23 protein-coding genes are annotated in these 20,019 nt (G+C 51.9%); 18 read left to right on the top strand and 5 right to left on the bottom strand.

Features of this window, described 5'->3' with window-relative positions; all coding sequences use genetic code 11:
- Positions 1-4: 4 nt before the first annotated feature.
- Positions 5-1,864 (top strand): antirestriction protein ArdA, encoded by a 1,860-nt coding sequence (locus KFE19_07110; GenBank protein QUO39258.1) that lies wholly within the window; start codon positions 5-7, stop codon positions 1,862-1,864.
- Between the two features lie 152 nt (positions 1,865-2,016).
- Here the strand turns inward: KFE19_07110 and KFE19_07105 are convergent, their stop codons facing one another.
- A complete protein-coding gene (locus KFE19_07105; GenBank protein ID QUO39257.1) occupies positions 2,017-2,307 on the bottom strand; it encodes a hypothetical protein in 291 nt (96 codons plus the stop codon).
- A 239-nt stretch (positions 2,308-2,546) separates the two neighbouring features.
- Here KFE19_07105 and KFE19_07100 point away from each other — a divergent pair, with 239 nt between their 5' ends.
- From KFE19_07100 to KFE19_07080, 5 genes are read left to right on the top strand one after another with little or no spacing between them, the layout of a single operon-like run.
- Positions 2,547-3,062 carry a hypothetical protein gene (locus KFE19_07100; GenBank protein ID QUO39256.1) on the top strand — a complete coding sequence of 172 codons (516 nt, stop codon included), beginning with the start codon at positions 2,547-2,549 and terminating at the stop codon, positions 3,060-3,062.
- Between the two features lie 12 nt (positions 3,063-3,074).
- The gene (locus tag KFE19_07095; GenBank protein QUO39255.1) at positions 3,075-3,890 is read left to right on the top strand and encodes a methyltransferase domain-containing protein; all 816 of its coding nucleotides are present in this window, start codon (positions 3,075-3,077) and stop codon (positions 3,888-3,890) included.
- A gap of 14 nt (positions 3,891-3,904) precedes the next feature.
- Entirely contained in the window at positions 3,905-4,564 is a 660-nt protein-coding gene (locus KFE19_07090; protein ID QUO39254.1) for an L-2-amino-thiazoline-4-carboxylic acid hydrolase, read from the top strand.
- 17 nt (positions 4,565-4,581) lie between these two features.
- Positions 4,582-5,073: an ABC transporter permease gene (locus KFE19_07085; protein QUO39253.1), complete on the top strand. Its 492-nt coding sequence runs from the start codon at positions 4,582-4,584 to the stop codon at positions 5,071-5,073.
- 13 nt (positions 5,074-5,086) lie between these two features.
- The gene (locus KFE19_07080) at positions 5,087-5,953 is read left to right on the top strand and encodes an alpha/beta hydrolase (protein ID QUO39252.1); all 867 of its coding nucleotides are present in this window, start codon (positions 5,087-5,089) and stop codon (positions 5,951-5,953) included.
- A gap of 48 nt (positions 5,954-6,001) precedes the next feature.
- Here the strand turns inward: KFE19_07080 and KFE19_07075 are convergent, their stop codons facing one another.
- From KFE19_07075 to mobC, 3 genes are all read right to left on the bottom strand, one after another.
- On the bottom strand, positions 6,002-6,337 hold the full coding sequence (locus KFE19_07075) for a hypothetical protein (GenBank protein ID QUO39251.1): 336 nt from the start codon (positions 6,335-6,337) through the stop codon (positions 6,002-6,004).
- Positions 6,338-6,430: 93 nt separating this feature from the next.
- Entirely contained in the window at positions 6,431-7,780 is a 1,350-nt protein-coding gene (locus KFE19_07070) for a relaxase/mobilization nuclease domain-containing protein (protein QUO39250.1), read from the bottom strand.
- Positions 7,741-8,070, bottom strand: coding sequence for a plasmid mobilization relaxosome protein MobC (gene mobC / locus KFE19_07065; protein QUO39249.1), 330 nt, complete (start codon positions 8,068-8,070; stop codon positions 7,741-7,743). Before mobC ends, KFE19_07070 begins: the two co-directional genes overlap by 40 nt.
- Positions 8,071-8,332: 262 nt before the next feature.
- Between mobC and KFE19_07060 the strand changes: the two genes are divergently transcribed.
- The 7 genes from KFE19_07060 (at position 8,333) to KFE19_07030 (ending at position 16,315) form a co-directional block, all read left to right on the top strand.
- Positions 8,333-9,304, top strand: coding sequence for a helix-turn-helix transcriptional regulator (locus tag KFE19_07060; protein QUO39248.1), 972 nt, complete (start codon positions 8,333-8,335; stop codon positions 9,302-9,304).
- A 147-nt stretch (positions 9,305-9,451) separates the two neighbouring features.
- Positions 9,452-10,048: an MptD family putative ECF transporter S component gene (locus KFE19_07055; GenBank protein ID QUO39548.1), complete on the top strand. Its 597-nt coding sequence runs from the start codon at positions 9,452-9,454 to the stop codon at positions 10,046-10,048.
- The gene (locus KFE19_07050) at positions 10,048-10,800 is read left to right on the top strand and encodes an energy-coupling factor transporter transmembrane protein EcfT (protein ID QUO39247.1); all 753 of its coding nucleotides are present in this window, start codon (positions 10,048-10,050) and stop codon (positions 10,798-10,800) included. Before KFE19_07055 ends, KFE19_07050 begins: the two co-directional genes overlap by 1 nt.
- Positions 10,797-12,263, top strand: coding sequence for an energy-coupling factor ABC transporter ATP-binding protein (locus KFE19_07045; protein QUO39246.1), 1,467 nt, complete (start codon positions 10,797-10,799; stop codon positions 12,261-12,263). The genes KFE19_07050 and KFE19_07045 overlap by 4 nt, the downstream gene beginning before the upstream one ends.
- A gap of 128 nt (positions 12,264-12,391) precedes the next feature.
- Complete coding sequence (locus KFE19_07040; protein ID QUO39245.1) at positions 12,392-14,176, top strand: ABC transporter ATP-binding protein; 1,785 nt, start codon at positions 12,392-12,394, stop codon at positions 14,174-14,176.
- Positions 14,177-15,925 (top strand): ABC transporter ATP-binding protein, encoded by a 1,749-nt coding sequence (locus KFE19_07035; GenBank protein ID QUO39244.1) that lies wholly within the window; start codon positions 14,177-14,179, stop codon positions 15,923-15,925.
- A gap of 18 nt (positions 15,926-15,943) precedes the next feature.
- Positions 15,944-16,315 (top strand): metal-dependent transcriptional regulator, encoded by a 372-nt coding sequence (locus KFE19_07030; protein ID QUO39243.1) that lies wholly within the window; start codon positions 15,944-15,946, stop codon positions 16,313-16,315.
- Positions 16,316-16,376: 61 nt separating this feature from the next.
- On the opposite strand, the gene KFE19_07025 is transcribed toward KFE19_07030, so the two are convergent.
- Positions 16,377-16,706 (bottom strand): helix-turn-helix transcriptional regulator, encoded by a 330-nt coding sequence (locus KFE19_07025; GenBank protein ID QUO39242.1) that lies wholly within the window; start codon positions 16,704-16,706, stop codon positions 16,377-16,379.
- 221 nt (positions 16,707-16,927) lie between these two features.
- On the opposite strand from KFE19_07025, the gene KFE19_07020 reads away from it, so the two are divergent.
- The 5 genes from KFE19_07020 (at position 16,928) to KFE19_07000 (ending at position 20,008) form a co-directional block, all read left to right on the top strand.
- Complete coding sequence (locus tag KFE19_07020) at positions 16,928-17,101, top strand: hypothetical protein (GenBank protein QUO39241.1); 174 nt, start codon at positions 16,928-16,930, stop codon at positions 17,099-17,101.
- Positions 17,079-17,627, top strand: a complete 549-nt coding sequence (locus KFE19_07015) for a sigma-70 family RNA polymerase sigma factor (protein QUO39240.1) — start codon at positions 17,079-17,081, stop codon at positions 17,625-17,627. The genes KFE19_07020 and KFE19_07015 overlap by 23 nt, the downstream gene beginning before the upstream one ends.
- Positions 17,620-17,862, top strand: a complete 243-nt coding sequence (locus KFE19_07010) for a helix-turn-helix domain-containing protein (protein QUO39239.1) — start codon at positions 17,620-17,622, stop codon at positions 17,860-17,862. The genes KFE19_07015 and KFE19_07010 overlap by 8 nt, the downstream gene beginning before the upstream one ends.
- A gap of 524 nt (positions 17,863-18,386) precedes the next feature.
- Positions 18,387-18,593 (top strand): helix-turn-helix domain-containing protein, encoded by a 207-nt coding sequence (locus tag KFE19_07005; protein ID QUO39238.1) that lies wholly within the window; start codon positions 18,387-18,389, stop codon positions 18,591-18,593.
- Between the two features lie 20 nt (positions 18,594-18,613).
- The gene (locus KFE19_07000; GenBank protein QUO39237.1) at positions 18,614-20,008 is read left to right on the top strand and encodes a site-specific integrase; all 1,395 of its coding nucleotides are present in this window, start codon (positions 18,614-18,616) and stop codon (positions 20,006-20,008) included.
- Positions 20,009-20,019 lie beyond the last annotated feature (11 nt).

Raw genomic sequence — 20,019 nt, 5'->3', positions numbered from 1 at the left:
GTATATGCCCCATTATGAATATGACAAGGATTATCCCTTTGCCGCCTTCATCACCAACCTGGGCAAGTACAACGAGGGCGACCTGGTGGGCGAATGGGTGAAGTTCCCCACCACGCCAGAGGAGATGCAGAAGGTGTTTGAACGGATCGGCATTGGGCAGAAGGATGACTTCGGCCAGCCCTATGAGGAGTGGTTCATCACTGACTATGACTGCTATGTGGACGGCCTCTACGACAAGCTGGGCGAGTATGAGAACCTGGACGAGCTCAACTACCTGGCCTCCAAGCTGGACGAGATGAGCCAGGGCGAGTACGAACAGTTCCAGGCGGCGATGGAGATCGGCGACCATTCGGGCAGCTTGCAGGAGATCATCAACCTGACCGAGAACCTGGACTGCTACGACATTTACCCCGACATCCACGACCACGACGACCTGGGCCGGTATTACATCGAGGAGCTGGACGCCATGCAGGTGCCGGAGCACCTGCGGAACTACATCGACTATGAGGCCTACGGCCGGGACGTCGCCCTGGAGGAGGGCGGCGAGTTCACCGACCTGGGGTATGTGCGGGACACCGGGAGCAGCTTCCATGAGTATTACGATGGGGAGCATGGCAGCATCCCGGAGGAATACCGGGTGATGACCTTCCAGGACGCGGAGGAGCTGACCGAGGAGGAAAAATCCGAATGGGCGATGGACATCGCCTACGATATGGACGAGTTCTTCCGCCAGCACGACCCGCAGTATGCCGCCGAGCACCCGGAGGAGCACGCGGCCAAGGAGGAGATCTACGAAAATCTGATGGCCGGCCGCATTTCCGCCCTGGATGAGAAGCTGGCCGCCCTGGGGCAGACCCAGGAGGACTATCTCCCTTCGGAGATTGAGAAATTCAAAGACGCCACCGGCTATGAGGAATTTCTTGACTTTGATCCGGCTGTAATCAAAGCGGCATTGGAGGACCCGGACAAGTCCCATGTGGACGAGATGCTGGCCTTTGCGGAGCAGGCGGGCCGGGAGTATGAGGCGGAGCTGGCCGGACAGACCCCGGCGCCCTCCCCGGATGACCGGGAGACCGGCGAAACGGTGCGGACTCCCAGGGGCACCTTCTATGTGACGGATATGAGCCGGGAGCAGATGGAGGCGGCCGGGTACGGCTTCCACCATCAGTCTGACGATGGGAAGTACCTCATCATGGGCAACGGTTCCCGCGCCTTCGCTATCCGCAGCGAGGAGGCCCAGGAGCACGCCGCCCCGGAGAAGATGACCGTCCTGGTGGTGGAGCCCATGAAGGAGCCCTGTGTGAAGGAGATCGACCCCGGCCTCCACTCGTTACAGGCGGAAGTGGGCGGCGACATTGCCGCCTCCTATCCCTTCTCCGACCCGGTGGGACTGGTCTGCAACGATGAGGGCAAGCTCATCGGCCTGGAGCTGAACCGGAGCCTGCGGGACGAGCATGGGGAGATTTACGACGTCATGGCCGGCACCTTCCTGGTGGTGGGGCTGAGTGAGGACAGCTTCAACTCCCTGACCCCGGAGCAGGTGCAGAAATACACGGAGCACTTCAAGCAGCCGGAGCAGTTCATCAGCCTGAACGGGCAGATCATCGCCCTGCCAGCGGAGCCGGAGAACCCGCTCCGCACCGCCGAGATGACCCTGGAGGACGACTACGGGATGATCGACGGGGTGCTGAACAACGGCCGCAAAGGTGAGGAGCAGGAGAAGGCCCAGGGCGAAGCGCATAGGGGCGCCCCGGAGAAGCGCCCTTCCATCCGGGAGCGGCTGGCGGAGGCCAAACGGGAGTGCGGCGAGCGCAAGCCCCCGGACAGGGCCCAGCAGAAGAAGCCCCCGGAGCATGACCTGTGAGCCGGAGCAAGAAGTGGCGGCTGGAATGGTCCTTCTTCCTCGGGGAGAACGGCCGCCGCAGGTACAACAAGATTTGCAAGGGCTGTGTCCATCCCTGCAAGCAGAGCTTCCGGGCGGTTCTTATCTCCTGCCCTCATTACCAGTCCGCACGCTCAAAAAAGTGCGGGAATAGGGGTTGAAAACGGGCTGAAAAATCGCCTGTGGCGGCTTTTCCGGGAGCCGCCCTTATGATTTCCCATGTAGTCCTCACCCTCTGATTTGAGGGGGGACAAAGAGACTGTTTTGAACACTTTTCCATAACAAAGCGGGAGCGCCGCCTTCGGTTTAGGCCGAGGGTGACGCTCCCGCTTCTTTTTTTGTTCTCTTTTTTCTCTTTCAATCAGGATCGGACGGGAAGGATATTCGCCGTAGTAGGCGCTGTGGGAATGTGCGTAAACGGTCATGCTTGCGGAACTGTGGGAAACGATGTTTGCGGGCTGTGGGAAAGCCGGCGGCTTTTCCATCGGGCCGTGAATATCTGCTTTCCATCGGCGGAGCAGCCGTTTTCCACATTTCCATAGTGCAAAATCGCAGGAAGGCATCAATGGTGCATTGCTTTTTCACGCGGGATAAGGTATACTGAATACATATCAGTTAGTTATTGCTAACCTTATGATTACTTACAAGTGAAAGGGGGCTATATGTGAATTGGACACGCACCATCCTGGACGGGATTGCCATGGCGGCCTATTTTAACCTGTTCGCCGCGGCGGTGGCGCTGTATAGGCCCCGGCTGATGTTTCCCTGCTATCCGCCCGCCATCATCAAGGCGGCAAAAGATCCGCCGACAAAGGCCGAAAACCGTTTTTACCGGCTTTGGATCTGCTTCGGAGAGCTGCTGCCCCTCCTTCTTTATGGTGCGGTCAGCGCTGTGGAGGGAGGGACAACCGGATTCTGGAGTCTATCCCTGATGGGATACATCCAGTGGATGATGATCAACATAGGCGATCTTCTTTTTCTGGATGTGTGGCTGATCCAGAAAAAAGCGAAAGACCGTTTTGTGATCCCTGGTACAGAGGGACATCCCGGCTATGAGTTCACAGACTGGATGAAGGGCTATGCGCTGCCAGAGCACCTGCTCCAATGGCCGCTGCTGCTGTGCCCGCTCATGGCGGCGGCTCAGGCGGGATTGGGGCTGTTATTGCAAAAGATAGGATAGGAGATGGTTCAAATGAAACAACATCAAAAGCAACAAAAAATAATCCGACTCGGCACCCACGGCGAGGACTACGGAAGCTGGATGTCTAACCCGGTTTTTTACATGATCGGTGGGCTGTTGACCCTGTCGGCGGTGCTGGCAGCGCTATCCTTTTCCATGTTTCATATTGCCGCGCTCGGCATCCTGTTCTCTGTTGCCGCAGCGGCGCTGCTTGCCCTGCTGATCTGGTGTGCATGGATACGGAAACAGTACGCTTTCGGCGGCGGAGGAATGATGGAGCGGGTCCATCAGGTCGTCCTCTCCCATCTGGATTTTGACGGGCAGGGACAACTTCTGGAGGTTGGATGCGGCTCCGGCGCACTGAGCATACGGGCGGCTCTCACCTGGCCGGACGCCCAAATCACCGGCATGGACTATTGGGGTGTGGCCTACGGCTATGGTCAGGCCATGTGCGAGAAAAATGCCGAGAGCGAGGGCGTCGGCTTCAGGTGTGCGTTCCGGCACGGGGATGCCAACAAGCTGGATTTCCCTGATGAGAGTTTCGACGCCGTGGTGAGCAACTATGTCTACCACAATGTAATGGGTGCGGACAAGCAGGCTCTGCTGTTGGAGACCCTGCGGGTGCTGAAAAAGGGCGGCGTCTTTGCGCTCAACGATGACATGAAGCCAAAAATGTACGGGGACATGGATGCCTTTGTCCAAAAGCTGCGGGACATGGGCTATGAGGACGTGCGCCTCATCGACACGGCCACGGAGGTCTTCGGCTCCCGCCGGCGGGCGGGCATGATGATGCTGGGCGACTCCCGGATGCTGGTGGGGCGGAAGTAAGACGGAGGTTTGTCATGACCTATACATATTGTGAAAGGCTGATGTGGGCTGCCATCGCTCCTGCCGCATTTCGGTATCTGGCAAGGCAGGAGTTGGGATGGGATATTTCTGCGTTGAAGCAGCTCTCTAAGCAGATTTACCGGCAAATGGTATCCCGTACCCCGGATATTGGCTCCATGATGGAAAACCCGTTGCGGGTCTGCCTGACTGGTGGAATTCTATGGCTGTCTATCTATAAGGCGGCAGAAGAAAAAATGAGTGAAAAGCGCTTTGAGGGCATGGTAAGTGCCAGTATGCGTTCTCCTCTGGTTGTGGCTGCCTTCCGGGGCAAAGCCAAGACTGCATTTACTTTGAAGGCTCAATATAAGCGAGCAGCGACTGCATCTTTGGCGGATGCAGATAGGAACCCCTTTCAGTGGAATGCCGAGGTCATCTTCGGCCGGGATGCAGAGGAATATACGATCCTTTACCACCAGTGCGGTCTGTGTGCCCTGGGCCGACAGGAGGGCCTTCCTCATCTGGTTCCCTATCTATGCGCTCTGGACACGATGTCCGTCGACTGGATGGGTGGGCGGCTCTACCGTACCAAAACGCTGGCGGCCGGCGGTGACTGCTGTGACTTTTATATCTGCAAAAAGGGTTCCCGTTGGGACAAAGAACGGCAGGGAAAATAGAAATCGGGAGATGGAAGATGGTTCAAATGCTGCTGGCAGAGGGTATGCTCCTGTGTTCCTTGTTTTGGGCTTTTTGCTGGCTGGGCACCGGGAGCGACGAGAAAAACATCCGTAATTTTTCTACTTACCCGGACGAGGTACAGAAGATTGTGAAAGCCCGCCCGGAGCTATCAGGAAATATTCGGCAGCGAGGTCCTGCGGCCATCTTCGCTGGAAATCTGCTTTTGTTTACTGCGCTCCTGTTTGCGATGGGGCTTCTCACCCGGCAGGAATATTTTGCAGGCAACTTTTTGAACACTCTGCTTTTAGGACAGGCGCTGAATCTGTTTGATTTTTTGGTGATCGACCTGCTTTGGTGGCGGCACACAAAACGGGTGCGGTTTTCCGGCACCGAGGAAAGTCCGGAATTATATGCGGACCCCCGCAAACACTTTTACGCTTTCCTGCGGGGAGTTCTTCTGTTTTTGGCTGTTGCTTTAATCAACGGGTATCTGCTCACCTGGATCTGAAAGGAGGAGTTCCATGACACTTGCAGAATTTCGCCGGGTTTATCCAACCGCTGCCTTCACGGTCAGCAGCGGGAAACTCTTTACCTATCGCTACTATCAAAATCCCCAGGCCAAAGCCACGCTGGTCCTGCTCACGGGCGGCATTGGGCTGTCCGACCTGTTTTATAAGCACTTTGCCCGGTTCGCCAGGGATTTTTCGGTGCTGACCTTTGACTATCAGCTCCAGTTCGGGGACAACGGCGAGTTTGCCGATGCCGTGGCTGAACTACTCCGCCACCTGAAGGAAAAGGTCTGGCTGGTGGGACAGTCCCTGGGCGGCGTAGTGGCCCAGGTCATCGCCTCCCGCCACCCGGAAGTGGTGGAGGGGCTGGTCCTCTCCAACACCTGCTCGCTGTCCGGCAGCATGAGCAAGGCCGGGTATCAGGATCTGATGAAGATAATCGAAAGCCAGCGGAAGTTCAAAAAATGGCTTGCCTTCCTGCCGTTTCCGCTCATCAAGCGGATGATGAGATGGGCGGTGATGAAAAAGAAAACCGATGGCTTTACAGCCCAGGAAAAGGCCGCTATGGAGGAACTGTGCGGCGCTATGATGGAACTGCTCACCAAGCCCTATGAACAGCACATGATTGACTTTCTCTGTGACGCAGAACACTACTTTGGCATGACCCGCAATGATTTTGCCCCGTGGGAGGGGCGGGTGCTGCTGATTTTGTCCGAGGACGACACCACCTTCACCCCGGCCTGCCGGGAGGACCTGATCGCCCTGATGCCAAGTCCCACGGTGGTCACCGACCTGACCGGCGGCCACCTGGCGCTGATGGTGCGGCTGGAACAGTATGCGGATCTGGTAACAAAATTTATTCTGGAGCGGACACCATGAGGAGAGCCGGCTGGTCAATGCCAGCCGGCTCTCTATCATTTGTCCATCTCAATATCCCACGATCAGGCGGTAGATGGTGAGGGGCACATACCATGCCGCCACCAGCAGGCGCCACACCAGGACGAAGCCGCCGATGATGCCGCCGATCACGAAGTTCAGAACAAACAGGGCGGCGCCGCCGCCCAGGGAGTCGCCGCCCGGCACGATCCACACGCACATCCGATGGATGCCGAAGGGCAGGCCGCAGAGTATCCAGAGCCAGAGAAGATCCAGCTCTCCATTCCTGATGCAGGCGGATTTGAAAATGCAGTACAGCAGCCCGGCGATGGCGACGGGCAAAACTGCCTTCTTGAAAAATTCCTTAACGGCCTCGGTTCTCGTCATTGGCGGCACCTCCATTCCTGCCTCCCATTATACAGATAAAATCAGACCGCGCCCAGGGGCCTTTGAAAAGTCCGGCAAAGCGCACAATCCTACCTATTCCAGTTCGTGATTCCGCTGCCTCTGCGGTTCGGCTTCCCTTGGCTTTTCCAGCAGGGCCTCCACATTCTGGCGGAGGGTGTCGTACTCCCGCTCCTCCCGCTGGGCCTTCCGATATTCCGATTGCAGGGCGGTCCGCCTGGCGGTGAGCCCGTCCATCTCGGCCCGGAGCCGTTTGGTGGCGGGCAGGGGTACAGCGTCCAGGCGTTTCAGCTCTCTTGCCGCCGCCTCAAACAGGATGATTTCGCCCTCATGCCCCCGGAGGAACTTCTCCTTGTCCCTGGACTGGCGGTATTCCTCATACAGGGGACGGAGCTGGCGATAGGTGGCGGCGTGCTTCATGGTGAGGGTCAGCCGCTCCATCTCCTTCTCCGTTGCCCGGAGGTCCGCCTTCACCCTGGCGGTGGCGGCTGCCGCCCCGTCGCACCGCTCGGACAGGTCCTCCAAACTTCCGATGCCATGCTCCGTCAGGAAGTTCAGCGTTTCCGCCGCCCGCTTCAAGTTCTCGATGGTTGCCCAATGCTTGTAACCGGCGCTCTGTTGGGCCTTGATATTGTTCTGGATGTCGATGAGCAGGCTGGGCTTCCCGGTGCGCTGCTTCGGCTGGCGGGAGGGGCTGGGCCTGCCGGCGATCCGGGCGGTCAGGGCCTCCTCTGCGTAGTCGGCGCCCAGGGCCTTCAATCGGGTGAACCGCTCCTGGCCCGGTGCCCTGGCGGAGATGTACTTGCCCCGTTTCAGTTCGTACCCTTCCCGCTGAAGGCGGCGGAGCAGGTCCTCCAGGCCGGCGCAGCCGGGCAGGAGCCGGTCGATGGCGGAGCGCAGCTTCGCCTTGTAGCTGGTGCCGTTCTGTTCCGCCTGGTGTTCGATGTAGCTCTTGCCCTTGTCCCGGCCTGGGACGATGACGGACAGGCTATGCTCCTTGCAGATTCGGTCGCTGGTGCGGCGGATCTCATGGTAGCTCCGCTTATTGGAGTGGTAGTGCCGGTGATCCTGGAAACTGACCGCATTGAAAATCAGGTGGTTATGGACGTGATCCCTGTCTATGTGGGTGGTGAGGACAAACTCATATTTTCCCCCCAGGACCTCCCGCGCCAGCTCCATGCCGATCCGGTGGGCCTCCTCCGGCGTGACCTCCCCAGGCTCAAACGCCTGGATGAGGTGCCGGCCCAGGTTCGTGCCCTTGTCGATGGCATGGCGGCGGGTCCATGCAAATTCAATATCGGCGGTCTCCACGGTGCAGCCGAAGGAGGACACCAGCAGCTTCCCGTCCGTCTTGTCTGGATTGCAGATATAGTCGATGGCCGCTTTCAGCGTTGACTTAATAGGATGCGTCTTTGTAACTGCCATATCTGCTCCAATCTCTCCAGGATCTCCTCCATATCGGCTTGATAGGTTGGGCCGCCGGCGTTCACCCTCTTGGCGATTTGATTGATGTTCCGGCCGATGGAGCCCAGGGCCTTTGTCATCTCCTTGATGTCGGTGGTGTCCACCTGAATGATGTATCCGTCAATCGCCATCTTCCGCAGATATGCCCCATACCGCTTTGTGGGGAGCTGCGCCATCTTCTCGTCGATGAGCCGCTTCTCCTCCTCCGTCACCCAGAACTTCATCTGGATGTTCCGCTTTCTGTTTACCATTCCGCTTCGCCTCCGTTTCTTATAAGGGTCTGGGACTATCCCAGCAAGCAATTTTCGTGTTTAGGGGCAGGGGTCCCCCTAAACCGAAAATCCGCCAGTGGGTACTCGCTGGCTGTGCTTGCTATCGTAACCCTTCCCTCGTATTTACCCTCTACTAATACTACAATTCGGAGACCGCATTTTGGCCATATCTTGACTGGAGAGCAAAAAAGTTGTATCATGGTTAGCATAAACTAACCAACTCGCTAAAGTGGGTGTTGATATGATAAAAGATAACAATTTTCTCGATAAATTATATAGCGAAATGATTGCAAATTCTCCGAGGACTTGCTCTATGAATGTGCCATCAGAAATGGGGACGGGGAGGATTACTCAAACAACGACAAAGCAAGGAGTCGTACTTTCTGACTGGCAAATGTGCTATTCATCTGATGTGAATGTGCAAGGTAGTAATAATGAAACATTTCTTCATATTATTTTTTGCTTAAATGACGGCATTTCGTGGAACTTAATGAAGGGTGAACATGCTGTTAGTATTCAAAAAGGTGAGTCCTGTATATACAAGGGCAGAGGTGAAATGGAATATAGTTGCTATACAAAAGGTAGCAATTTCTCGTTCAAAAGCATCAAAATTCCGGTCTCCTATTTCAATCAGCTACTTAATAGTTATTTTGAGGAACAGGAGATTGCCGCATATGAAAAGAAATTGTTTTCTTCCGTTTCCAAAATAAAAACCACGCCTTCAATGGAGCGATTACTTGCTGAACTAAAAGACTTTGTTTTATATCGTGGTGGGCTGGGATATATCTATTTAGATGGAAAAGTTCTGGAGTTGATCTCCATATATTTAAGTGAGGTATTGGAACTTGATATTTTGGTAAGCAATAGTGTGCCCCTATCCAGAACAGATCGTGCTTCCCTAATTGAAGCCAAAAGAATTATTGACAGCAATTTGTCTGATGCGCCTTCTTGTCTGGAGTTAAGTAGACAGGTACAACTCAGTGTAAGCAAATTAACAAAGGGATTTGTTAATCTTTTTGGCAGCCCAGTACACAGTTATATTATCAATCAGCGATTAGAGAAAGCGGCTCAGCTTCTTACTGAAACAGAAATGACTGTTGGTCAAGTTGCACTTTCTGTTGGGTATTCAAAGCCAAGCAATTTTTCGTCAGCATTTCAAAGAAAATATGGTGTTCTACCTAAGACCTATCGAGAAACCCAAATCTTAGATTGAATAAAAATCATAAAAACCGTTTTTGGGTAAAAATATGCGGGTTTAGGGGGTGAACTCGCATCAAGAAACTAATATAATTGGGATGTACGGTTAGTCAGTGCTAACCGTACATCCCAATTTGTTTGTAGAGGAGGCATTTTTATGAGTATGAACTCAGAAAAATCGAAAAAAGGATTGGAAGGCAAAGACCTTATTACCATCGGCATTTACACTGTGATTTATGTTGTTATTGTCATGCTGGTGGCGATGCTTGGCTTCATCCCCATTTTTATTCCGCTGATGGCGGTGCTGTGCCCTTTGATCGGCGGCATTCCCTATATGCTGTATGTTACAAAGGCTAAAAAATTTGGGATGACCGCAATTATGGGTTTCCTGATTGGCCTGATTATGGTGTTCTTCGGCAACGGCTATCTTACTATGGCAACTGGTCTCGTTGGCGGCCTGTTGGCTGATGTGATCCTGAAAAAGGCTGACTACAAGAGCGCGAAAAGTACAGTCCTTTCCTGCGGCGTGTTCAGCATCTGGGTGTTTGGCAATTTTGCTCCCATTTTCCTGAACCGTGAAAGCTATATGGTAATGCTGACCGAAGGATACGGCGCTGAATATGCAGCTACCCTTAATACATATATGCCTATGTGGATTGCGCCTATTCTGCTGGTTGCCTGCTTTGTGTTTGGTATTGTTGGTGGTCTGATTGGAAAGGCCATTTGTAAAAAGCACTTCCAGCGTGCTGGTATTGCATAATGGCGCGGGAAATTCTACTCAGCAAAAAAGCAGAAACAGGCCTGCGGCTTGATCCGCGTACAAAGCTGTTGCTCATCTTCATCATCAGTATTTTTGTCATGGGAGGGACAGGCGGAGAAGCTATGGGGCTACTCCGCCTTGTTCTTTGTGCCATTCCAGCTTTGTTACTGCTTTTTTCCAAACAATTTGGAAAAGCGGTTGGATACATTGTTATTTTTGCTGCTTTTTATGCTGTTCAAATCTCTGTCCTGCCGCATCTCACAGGAATATTGAATTTTCTTGTGCTGTTTACAACTGGTTTCTTTTGCCGCATTCTTCCCAGCGTTGCAATGGCGGCCTATGCTGTGAAAACAACAACAGTCAGTGAATTGATTTCCGGCATGGAAAGAATTCATATGCCTAAAGAAGTGACAATCCCCTTAACAGTCATGTTCCGCTTCTTTCCGACTGTTTTTCAGGAGTCAGAAGCAATCAGCGATGCTATGAAAATGCGGGGAATTAAGCTTGGAGGGAAAAAATCTTCAAAGATATTGGAGTATAAGCTGATCCCGATGATTACCTGCTCCGTGAAAATCGGTGAGGAACTCTCCGCTGCGGCAATTACCCGTGGTCTCGGCGCTCCTGTTAAACGCACAAACATTTGCCAGCTCAAATTTAATTTTGCCGATGTGGTGCTGATTTTGTTTTGCTGCTTTGTAGTGTTTTGGGCGATTGCTTCCCCGATAATTTCCGCAGGAGGGATTTTGCCATGATAGATTTTCAAAATGTTTCTTTTTCTTATGGTGAAGAATCCCACGGCGGAGGTATTAGAAATATCAATCTAACCATAAAAACCGGGGAATTTGTTTTACTCACAGGGGAATCCGGCTGTGGGAAAACAACAATCACCCGTTTGGTAAACGGGCTGGTGCCTCATTATTATGAGGGCAATTTAGAAGGCGATGTCTTTCTGGACGGAAAAAGTGTATCCGATACGCCGCTTTACGACTTGGCTGCTATGGTGGGATCTGTGTTCCAAAATCCTAAAAGCCAGTTTTTCAACGTAGATACGGATAGTGAATTAGCCTTTGCCTGTGAAAATTTGGGCTATCCTCAGGAGGACATCCTGCAAAGGATGGACAGGACAATTTCCGATTATCATATCGAAGATTTGATGGGGCGGAGCGTGTTTGCTCTGTCCGGTGGTGAGAAACAAAAAATAGCCTGCGCTTCTTCAAGCGTATTGTTGCCGGGAATTATGGTCCTTGACGAACCATCTTCTAATTTGGATATGTCTGCTATTGACGATCTTCGGCAGGTCCTGAGCCTCTGGAAAAAGCAGGGCAAAACAATTCTGATTGCAGAACATCGCCTTTACTATCTTCACGACCTTGTGGACCGTGTGCTGTATGTAAAAGATGGGGAGATTAAACAGGAATACACACCTGCTGAATTTGACAGTTTATCGGATAGCACTCGAAAAGAAATGGGACTACGGCCGTTTTCGCTCTCGAAACTGAAACCAGCTAATCAGTATCAGACGCATACAGCTAAACAGATGGAGCTTCAAAATTTTTGCTTTGCGTATAAAAAGCGGGAGCCGAAAAGTCTCGATATTCCAAATGCAAAACTGCCCGTTGGAGAAACGATTGCCATTATCGGTCTGAACGGTGCGGGGAAATCTACTCTGGCCCGCTGTATTTGCGGACTTGAAAAGAAATGTGGCATTTTGCAGATTGATGGAAAATCCCTTGATTGGAAAGCCCGGCTCAAACATTGCTATATGGTGATGCAGGATACCAGCCATCAGCTATTTACCGAAAGCGTGACAGATGAAGTTCTTCTGAGCATGGATGACGAGGATGAGACTATTGTAAATAAAATCCTTAAACAGTTTGATCTTCTGGAATATAAAGACAGACACCCGCTTTCTCTTTCCGGCGGGCAGAAGCAGCGAGTAGCGATTGCGTCTGCCATTGTGAGTAACCGGGAGATCATTGTGTTTGACGAACCAACCAGCGGGCTTGATCTCAAACATATGCGGGAGGTTGCGCGGGGTTTGAAGTCACTCGCGGATCAGGGCAAAACGCTTCTTGTTATTACGCACGATCCGGAGTTGGTGATGGCGGGATGCTCTTATGTAGTCCATATGGAAAAAGGGCAAATCAAAGAAAGCTATCCATTGGACGAATCCGGCAGTAAAAAGGTTTTGGATTTTTTCCGAATCCGCCAGTGAACTTTAGAAATTATGAATGTCAGGGCCGCCTTGACTGAATAGAAAGATAATGACAGGAGGCCGCTTCACTTTGGCGGCCTCCTGTTTTTGAAGCACAGACAGTACGGCTCAATATAAGGAGGGCTTATATGTTCAAAAAAATCTTTGAGTACGCAGGGCCATATAAGAAAAATATGTATGCGGCCACGGTGGTCGTACTGGTTAGCGTTCTTATGGGCGTCCTGCCCTTTGTGCTGGCCTATCAGGTCATTTCGCCATTGGTTATGGGCGATTCTGTTGAGACAGGATTTGTTTTATTGCGTGTTATAGGGGTTTTAATCTGTCTTATTTTGCAGGCGGTTTTGTATGGATGGGGATTATCAATTTCTCATAAAGCCGCATATAACACATTACTCCGGCTGCGGGTATCTCTGCAAAAGAAGTTTGAGAAACTTCCTCTTGGCATTGTGGAGGAAAAAGGAACAGGAACAATCAAAAAGCTGTTTGTTGATGATGTGGACAGCCTGGAATTGCTCCTTGCGCATTCTGTCCCTGAGGGCATCGCAAATTTACTGATTCCGCTGGTAATTTATATTGCCATGTTTTGCGCAGATTGGAAACTGGCTCTTATGTCTTTGGCCTCTATCCCGATCAGCCTGCTCTCTATGGTTATTATGTACTCTGTTGGAATGAAGCGTATGGGACCGTACTATCAGTCTGCACAGAAAATGAACAATACAATCATTGAGTACATCAATGGCATGGAGGTTGTCAAGGTTTTCAACCGGGAGAGTGAATCTTACGAGAACTTCCGCAATGATGTAATGAACTATCGTGATTATACCCTGGCATGGTATAAGGCCGCCTGGCCCTGGATGGCGATATACGGAAGTTTGCTGCCCTGCACTGTTATTTTGACTTTGCCTCTTGGAGCGTGGTTTGTTCTCTGCGGCATAAGCACATTGCCTGATTTGATTTTAGTCCTTTGTCTTTCCTTAAGCATCGGGATTCCTCTCCTAAAAGCTCTGAGCTTTATGGAGACGATTCCAAATCTGAATTATAAGATTACAGCACTTGAACAGACGTTAAATGCGGCACCGTTGCAAGCTGCTGAAGATGATTTTCACGGACAGGATTTTAACATTTCTTACGATCATGTTTCCTTTGCATATCAGACGGCCCAGCCTGGCCCGGATGGAAACCCGATAATAGCGGAAAACGAAGTCCTCCACGATATTACCTTTGTGGCAAAGGCAGGACAAAAAACTGCCCTGGTTGGTGAATCCGGCTCTGGAAAGAGTACCCTTGCAAAACTGTTGATTCACTACTACGATCCGCAGAAAGGGAGCATTTCCATTGGAGGGCAGAAACTTTGTGATATGAGCCTGGAGGCATTGAACAGTCGCATTTCCTATGTGGCTCAGGATCAATATCTGTTTAATACTTCTCTGTTGGAAAACATCCGGCTTGGCCGACTGAACGCAACAGACGAGGAAGTAATGGAGGCAGCAAAGAAAGCTCAGTGCATGGAGTTCCTGAAAAAACTTCCCCAGGGCATTCATTCTATGGCAGGCGATGCCGGGAAAATGCTTTCTGGCGGCCAGCGCCAGCGCATTTCTTTGGCGCGGGCGATCTTAAAAGATGCTCCTATCGTTGTCCTTGATGAAGCGACAGCCTACGCTGATCCAGAGAATGAGGAAAAAATGGAGGCTGCTATTGCGGAACTGGTGAAGGGTAAGACCCTGATTGTCATCGCTCACAAGCTGCCCGCAATTATGAACGCTGACCAGATTTGTGTTATGGATCATGGTAATCTGGTGGCTACCGGAAAACATCAGGAATTGATTCAGTCCTGCCCGGAGTATCAAAAACTATGGAAAGCTGCACAGGACAGCTCCGAGTGGAAAGTATCTACTGCAAAGGAGGGAAGATAAATGTTTGCATTGATTTCAAGAATCCTGAACCTCTCCGGGAGGTATAAAAGCCGTATTCAAGCTGCGTTTCTATGTGCATTTGTCGAGTCCATTCTCTCCAAAATGCCAATCTTCATGGCGTTTATTGTCTTGGCCGGGTTTGCGGATAATACGCTGACTGGAAAGACCTGTCTGTTTGTCGGACTTGGATTGTTAGCCATTGTAGTGGTTCAGACAGTGGTTCACTATTTGAGCGACCGTCTGCAAAGTGCCGCTGGATTTATGATCTTTGCTGATAAAAGGATGGAGTTGGGAAATCATTTAAGAAAAATGCCGATGGGTTATTTTACATCGGGGAATATTGGTAAAATCAGCTCTGTTCTCAGTACGGATATGGTATTCATTGAGGAAGTTTCTATGAGTACCATTGGAAACATGATGAGCTATATGCTGTCTACTTTGGTTTTAGCTGTGTTTATGTTCGTACTGGACTGGCGACTTGGAATGATTGCAGTAATCATTACCTTGCTGGCATCACTGGTTGCAAAATATATGAATAGGGTTTCCTTAACGGAAGCTGTCGGGCGTCAAAATCAGAGCGAGAATTTGACGGATGCGGTCTTATCGTTTGCTGAAGGAATTGGCGTTATCAAAAGTTACAATCTGCTTGGAGAAAAATCTGATGAATTAACAGAAAACTTCAAAAAATCAAGGGATGTCAATACGAAGTTTGAGCAGAAAATGACACCGTGGACCACTGGCCTAAACATTCTCTATGGCGTGGGCATTGCTGTTATCTTCGGTTTGTCCGTTTTTTTACATCAGGAAGGCGTACTCTCCCTGGCTTATCTTTTGGGCGTGCTGCTGTTTGTCTTTGATCTCTTTGGACCTCTGAAAGCTCTTTATGGAGAAGCAACCCGCCTGACCGTGATGAATGCTGCGTTAGACCGCATTGAAGCTGTTTTGGACGAGCCCGAGCTTCCCAATAACGGAAATCAACATATTCCGTCAAAGGCACAGCCGGACCAGCCAGAAGTACAATTTAGTGATGTGGGCTTTGCCTATCAGGACAAGGAAGTCCTGCACAATATCAGCTTCTCTATGCAGAAAAACACCATGACTGCACTTGTGGGACCGTCAGGCGGCGGCAAATCCACCATTGCAAATCTGTTGGCCCGGTTGTGGGATGTAAAATCCGGCAGGGTTGCAATAAGGGGCGTGGATATTCGGAATGTGCCGCTGGCAGAACTGATGGATCAGATCAGCATGGTATTCCAGCGCGTGTATTTGTTCCAGGATACCATCTATAACAACATTAGTATGGGAAAACCGGATGCCACGGAGGAAGAAGTCTATGAGGCGGCAAAAAAGGCCCGCTGCTATGATTTCATCATGGCTTTGCCTGACGGGTTCCAGACCGTGGTTGGAGAAGGCGGCGCTACGCTTTCCGGCGGTGAGAAACAGCGTATTTCGATTGCGCGCTGTATTCTGAAGGATGCGCCTATCGTTATTTTGGACGAAGCTACCGCAAGTGTTGATACCGACAATGAAAGCTATATTCAAGAGGCTATTTCAGAACTGGTAAAGGGTAAGACCTTGCTTGTGATTGCTCACCGTTTGAATACCATCCAGAATGCCAATCAAATCCTGGTAATTGACAACGGCCAAATCGCACAGCATGGCACCCACGAGGAACTTCTGGAGCAGCCGGGTATCTATCAGGATTTCGTCAATATCCGAAAGAGTGCTGCTGGATGGAGCCTGACTTAATAGCGAAGGGAGGTCTTTATGAAACTTCATGCGTCCGGGGAGGACTATCTGGAGGCCATCCTTGTTCTCCATAAGAAGATGGGTATGGTGCGCTCCGTGGATGTCGCCCGGCACCTGGAGGTCACAAAGCCCAGCGTGTGCCATGCGGTGGCGACCCTGCGGGAAGGGGGCTTCCTGACAATGGACAGCGACTATTTTCTGCATCTGACCGATGTGGGCCGGGAAGTGGCGGAGCAGATCTACGAAAAGCACCGCTTCTTTACCGACCGGCTGATCGAGGCTGGAGTAGACCCGGTAACGGCGGAAAAGGACGCCTGCCGGATGGAGCATGTCATCAGCCAGGAGTCCTTCGAGCGTCTGCGCGATGCCTATAAAACAAAAAATGAATAATCTGCCCGCATAACAAACGGGTGAAACAGTAACGCGGCCGGGCACATCGAACCCGACCGCGTTACTCGTCTTTCTGGAAGGCTTCCACCTGTTTGCAGAGCGCGATAAATTTTTCGATTTCTGCTTCGCTTTTCCCAGCAAAGAAGTCCACAACTGTTTTCGAGACTGTCTGATTTACCATTTCCGGGAAGATGGCGGCGTCCACGCTGATATTCAATTCTTTGGCGACAAGGACCACCGTTTCAAATTTCGGATTACTCTGGCAGGTCTCCAAATCTATGATCGTGCGGGGGTTCATACCGAGGCGTTCAGCTAACTGCTTCTGCGTCAGATGCTGGCGCTTCCGTTCTGACCGCACCTTCCATGCAAATAGATCCAGCGGATTGTTCACTACACATCACCTCTACATCATTGTAGGGTGTGCTTCCGCTCATATAAATAACCATAGAACTCATATAAGGTGAGTTATAACTCATATTTCAGAGTAAAGGGAGATATGGATGAGAGCGCCAACACAAAGGAGGTCAAAATAAGGCGGGGTTCGCCTCTTGTACGGCGGACGCCCATGCCACTACGAAAAATATTCCAATAACGCAGTAGCGAGCCATGCTCATGAAAGTGAGTTATGGCTCGCTTTTTATATACTGCGGCTCATATCCAACAAAGCCCGTCCCCGTGACCGCCTGCGCCTGGGCGTGGGCTGCCGCTCCCCGCCTCGTTTCGTTCCGGCCTGTCAACCTGAACGAAACGAAAGGAACCGATTATGAGCGGCAAAAAATTTTTTGATATAAATGCGGAAAACCAGCCAAACAGCGGCATTGCCATAACAGTAGTGGGCGAAAGGGGAAGAAAAGAACTGCCTCCCGGCACGAAGGGAGGTGAGAACTTGAAACCTGACCGCCACTACGAGCATAAGCAGCACGCCTTTGACAGCTACTGCAAGAGATCCATCAAGAATGAAGCAATGAACGCTTACACGCAGCTTCGGAAACGGAGCCGGCGTGAGGTCTCACTCAGCGAGCTGCCGGAGGATGCAATGGCCCAGCTTGCGGTTTATGACCGCTACTCGTGGGAATACACAACCTTCCCTGTGGGAGGGGCCGTGATTCTGATCGAGGACGACCGGCTGGCCGAGGCGCTGCTGGCGCTGCCCCAGGAGGACCGGGACATCTTTATGATGCACTGGTTCCTGAACATGGTAGATCGCGAGATCGCCGAGTACATGAACATGGCCCGCCGGACGGTCAACACCCGCAGGCAAAAAGCCTATCGGCTGCTGAAGGAGCTGATGGGAGGTGAAGTGGATGACTAAATCTGCAAATATGCGGGCGTCACTGATTCCTTATCCGGTGATCGCCGCCGCTGTCGGAGGCTATCCCGAAGCGGTGAACCGGGTGATCCAGCACTATTCTGGCTATATTGCTGCGCTGTCCATGAGGACAAGCTATGACAAAAACGGCTTTCCTCACTCCTTGGTGGATGAAGATATGCGCAGGCGGCTGGAAACGAAGCTGATTATCTCCATCCTGAATTTTGACCTGAGCTGATTCAGGGCCGGGCGCTGCGTGTTTCCCCCTTTCCATGTGGTGCCCTGTATCGCTCCTTGACAAAGAAAGCCCGGCGGGAGGCCTCCGGCGCAGCATAAGGCAGACGGATACGATCTGTCTGTGTGGAGCCGGGCGGCCGGTGCGCCACGACCCTGTTGCAAGTCCGCAGGACGGGACCCCTACCAAACAGGTGAGCGACAAAACCGAGCCGTAAAACAGGTGTGGCAGCCTGTGGGCGAGGATGCGCAGGCAGGATAATGAGACTCGCGCATTGGACGCCCACAAAGCATCGTGCGCCGCACCCATCAGCATGGGCCGGGGTGAAATTCCCGTGGAGCTGCGGCCAGCAGCCATCCGCTTTCTGCCTCTTTCTTTTTAAGTAATCCTGTTGCTTTTGAGTTTATGGATAATTCATAAACTTTTTGATTAGCAGCAGACAAACCCGGAATGGCGCGTTAGAATGAGGATAGGCAAGTTATGACTTTCCTTCAACGCGCCGTTCTTGTTTAAGAAAGGGGGCTGCCATGTCACAAACATGGAACGGTACGAAGAAGGAGTCCCCCGAGCGAAGAACTTATACGGTAGAGGACATTACTCAAATCCTGGGTATTGGCCGCACATCCGCTTATCTTCTCGTAAAGGAAGGACACTTTAAGATCGTACGAATTGGCAACGCCATACGCATTTCCAAGCGGTCATTCGATGAGTGGCTGGAGTCACTTGACCTATGACTTAGAAAGGAAGTATCGTTATGGCTTCGATTATCAAACGCAAAAAGAATTATTCCATCGTCTACAACTATACGGATGAAAATGGTGAGACCCGGCAGAAATGGGAGACCCGCACCTCTTACCAGGACGCATTGAAGCGCAAGGCGGAGGTGGAAAACCAGCAGTTCACGGGGACCTTCCTTCCGCCCAGCAACCAGACCATCGCAGAATTTCTTTTGGACTTTGTTTCTCTTTATGGGGAAAAGAAGTGGGGCGTGTCCATGTACGACAGCCAAAACTCGCTGATTGCCAACTACATCAACCCCATCATTGGGGATATGAAGGTGCAGGATGTCACTCCGCGGGTAGTGGATAAGTACATCCAGACCCTGCAAAAAACCCCGGCGGTAAATACCAGAACCCATCACGCAAAGACAGACCTGGTCACTAACGCCACCATTGAGAAGATCATCAAGCTCCTGCGCTGCGCCTTCAAGCAGGCAGTACGGTGGGAGCTGATCGCCAAGAACCCCTTTGACAATGTGGTACTGCCCAAGACGGAGTATAAGAAGCGGGACATCTGGACCGCCGATATGATCCGCACTGCTCTGGATCAGTGTACGGACAGCAAGCTCTATGTAGCGATGAACCTGTCCTTTGCCTGCTCCCTGCGGATGGGTGAGATCCTGGGGCTGACCTGGAACAATGTCCACATCTCCGATGACGATATTGCCGATGACAACGCCTATGTTTTCATCGACAAGGAGCTGGCGCGGGCCTCCAAGCGGGCCATTGAGATGCTGGGGCAGAAGGATGTCTACCACATCTTTACGCCGCTGTTTCCCAACACCAGCACCAGGGTGATTCTGAAAAAGCCCAAGACGGATTCCAGTATCCGCAAGGTGTGGCTACCCAAGACGCTGGCCTACATCCTGCGGGAATGGAAGAAAGCCCAGGATGAGCTGCGGGGCTTTCTCGGTGACGAGTATCAGGATTATGACCTGGTAGTGGCGCTGCCCAACGGACGCCCCTGCGAGGACCGCATCATCCTGAAGGAGTTTGAGAAGCTGCGGGAGAAGGCAGGGCTGCCCAGGGTGGTCTTTCATTCCCTCCGTCATTCCAGCACCACCTACAAGCTGAAACTGAACCACGGCGACCTGAAGGCCACCCAAGGCGACACGGGCCATGCGGAGATTGACATGATTACCAGCGTGTATGCCCATATCCTGGACGAGGACCGCAAGATCAACGCCCAGAAGTTTGAGAGCGCCTTCTACGCAAATCCCAACCTGCGCGCGGTCCGTCCCCCAGAGGAGCCGAAGGAACCGGCACCGGCGACGCTTGACCTGGAGGCCCTGGTGGAACAGCTCCGGCAGTCGCCGGAACTGGCAAATACCCTGGCTGCGCTGCTCTCGGCGGCACCAGGCGGCAGGTAAGTCCGAAAACT

The organism is Dysosmobacter sp. Marseille-Q4140 (assembly GCA_018228705.1).
Classification (GTDB): Bacteria; Bacillota; Clostridia; order Oscillospirales; family Oscillospiraceae; genus Oscillibacter.
Note: the sequence above shows the minus strand (reverse complement) of the source record. Positions and strands in the feature narration are given on the sequence as shown.

Bases quoted from the DNA above. Each gene is read 5' to 3' on its own strand.
- KFE19_07010 (QUO39239.1), top strand. From the start codon at position 17,620: ATGACTAAATCTGCAAATATGCGGGCGTCACTGATTCCTTATCCGGTG.
- KFE19_07095 (QUO39255.1), top strand. From the start codon at position 3,075: ATGAAACAACATCAAAAGCAACAAAAAATAATCCGACTCGGCACCCAC.
- KFE19_07055 (QUO39548.1), top strand. From the start codon at position 9,452: ATGAACTCAGAAAAATCGAAAAAAGGATTGGAAGGCAAAGACCTTATT.
- KFE19_07105 (QUO39257.1), bottom strand. From the start codon at position 2,307: ATGACCGTTTACGCACATTCCCACAGCGCCTACTACGGCGAATATCCT.
- KFE19_07000 (QUO39237.1), top strand. From the start codon at position 18,614: ATGGCTTCGATTATCAAACGCAAAAAGAATTATTCCATCGTCTACAAC.
- KFE19_07075 (QUO39251.1), bottom strand. From the start codon at position 6,337: ATGACGAGAACCGAGGCCGTTAAGGAATTTTTCAAGAAGGCAGTTTTG.
- KFE19_07090 (QUO39254.1), top strand. From the start codon at position 3,905: ATGACCTATACATATTGTGAAAGGCTGATGTGGGCTGCCATCGCTCCT.
- KFE19_07005 (QUO39238.1), top strand. From the start codon at position 18,387: ATGTCACAAACATGGAACGGTACGAAGAAGGAGTCCCCCGAGCGAAGA.
- KFE19_07110 (QUO39258.1), top strand. From the start codon at position 5: ATGCCCCATTATGAATATGACAAGGATTATCCCTTTGCCGCCTTCATC.
- KFE19_07045 (QUO39246.1), top strand. From the start codon at position 10,797: ATGATAGATTTTCAAAATGTTTCTTTTTCTTATGGTGAAGAATCCCAC.
- KFE19_07060 (QUO39248.1), top strand. From the start codon at position 8,333: ATGATAAAAGATAACAATTTTCTCGATAAATTATATAGCGAAATGATT.
- mobC (QUO39249.1), bottom strand. From the start codon at position 8,070: ATGGTAAACAGAAAGCGGAACATCCAGATGAAGTTCTGGGTGACGGAG.
- KFE19_07050 (QUO39247.1), top strand. From the start codon at position 10,048: ATGGCGCGGGAAATTCTACTCAGCAAAAAAGCAGAAACAGGCCTGCGG.
- KFE19_07040 (QUO39245.1), top strand. From the start codon at position 12,392: ATGTTCAAAAAAATCTTTGAGTACGCAGGGCCATATAAGAAAAATATG.
- KFE19_07070 (QUO39250.1), bottom strand. From the start codon at position 7,780: ATGGCAGTTACAAAGACGCATCCTATTAAGTCAACGCTGAAAGCGGCC.
- KFE19_07020 (QUO39241.1), top strand. From the start codon at position 16,928: ATGAAAGTGAGTTATGGCTCGCTTTTTATATACTGCGGCTCATATCCA.
- KFE19_07030 (QUO39243.1), top strand. From the start codon at position 15,944: ATGAAACTTCATGCGTCCGGGGAGGACTATCTGGAGGCCATCCTTGTT.
- KFE19_07015 (QUO39240.1), top strand. From the start codon at position 17,079: ATGAGCGGCAAAAAATTTTTTGATATAAATGCGGAAAACCAGCCAAAC.
- KFE19_07035 (QUO39244.1), top strand. From the start codon at position 14,177: ATGTTTGCATTGATTTCAAGAATCCTGAACCTCTCCGGGAGGTATAAA.
- KFE19_07080 (QUO39252.1), top strand. From the start codon at position 5,087: ATGACACTTGCAGAATTTCGCCGGGTTTATCCAACCGCTGCCTTCACG.
- KFE19_07085 (QUO39253.1), top strand. From the start codon at position 4,582: ATGGTTCAAATGCTGCTGGCAGAGGGTATGCTCCTGTGTTCCTTGTTT.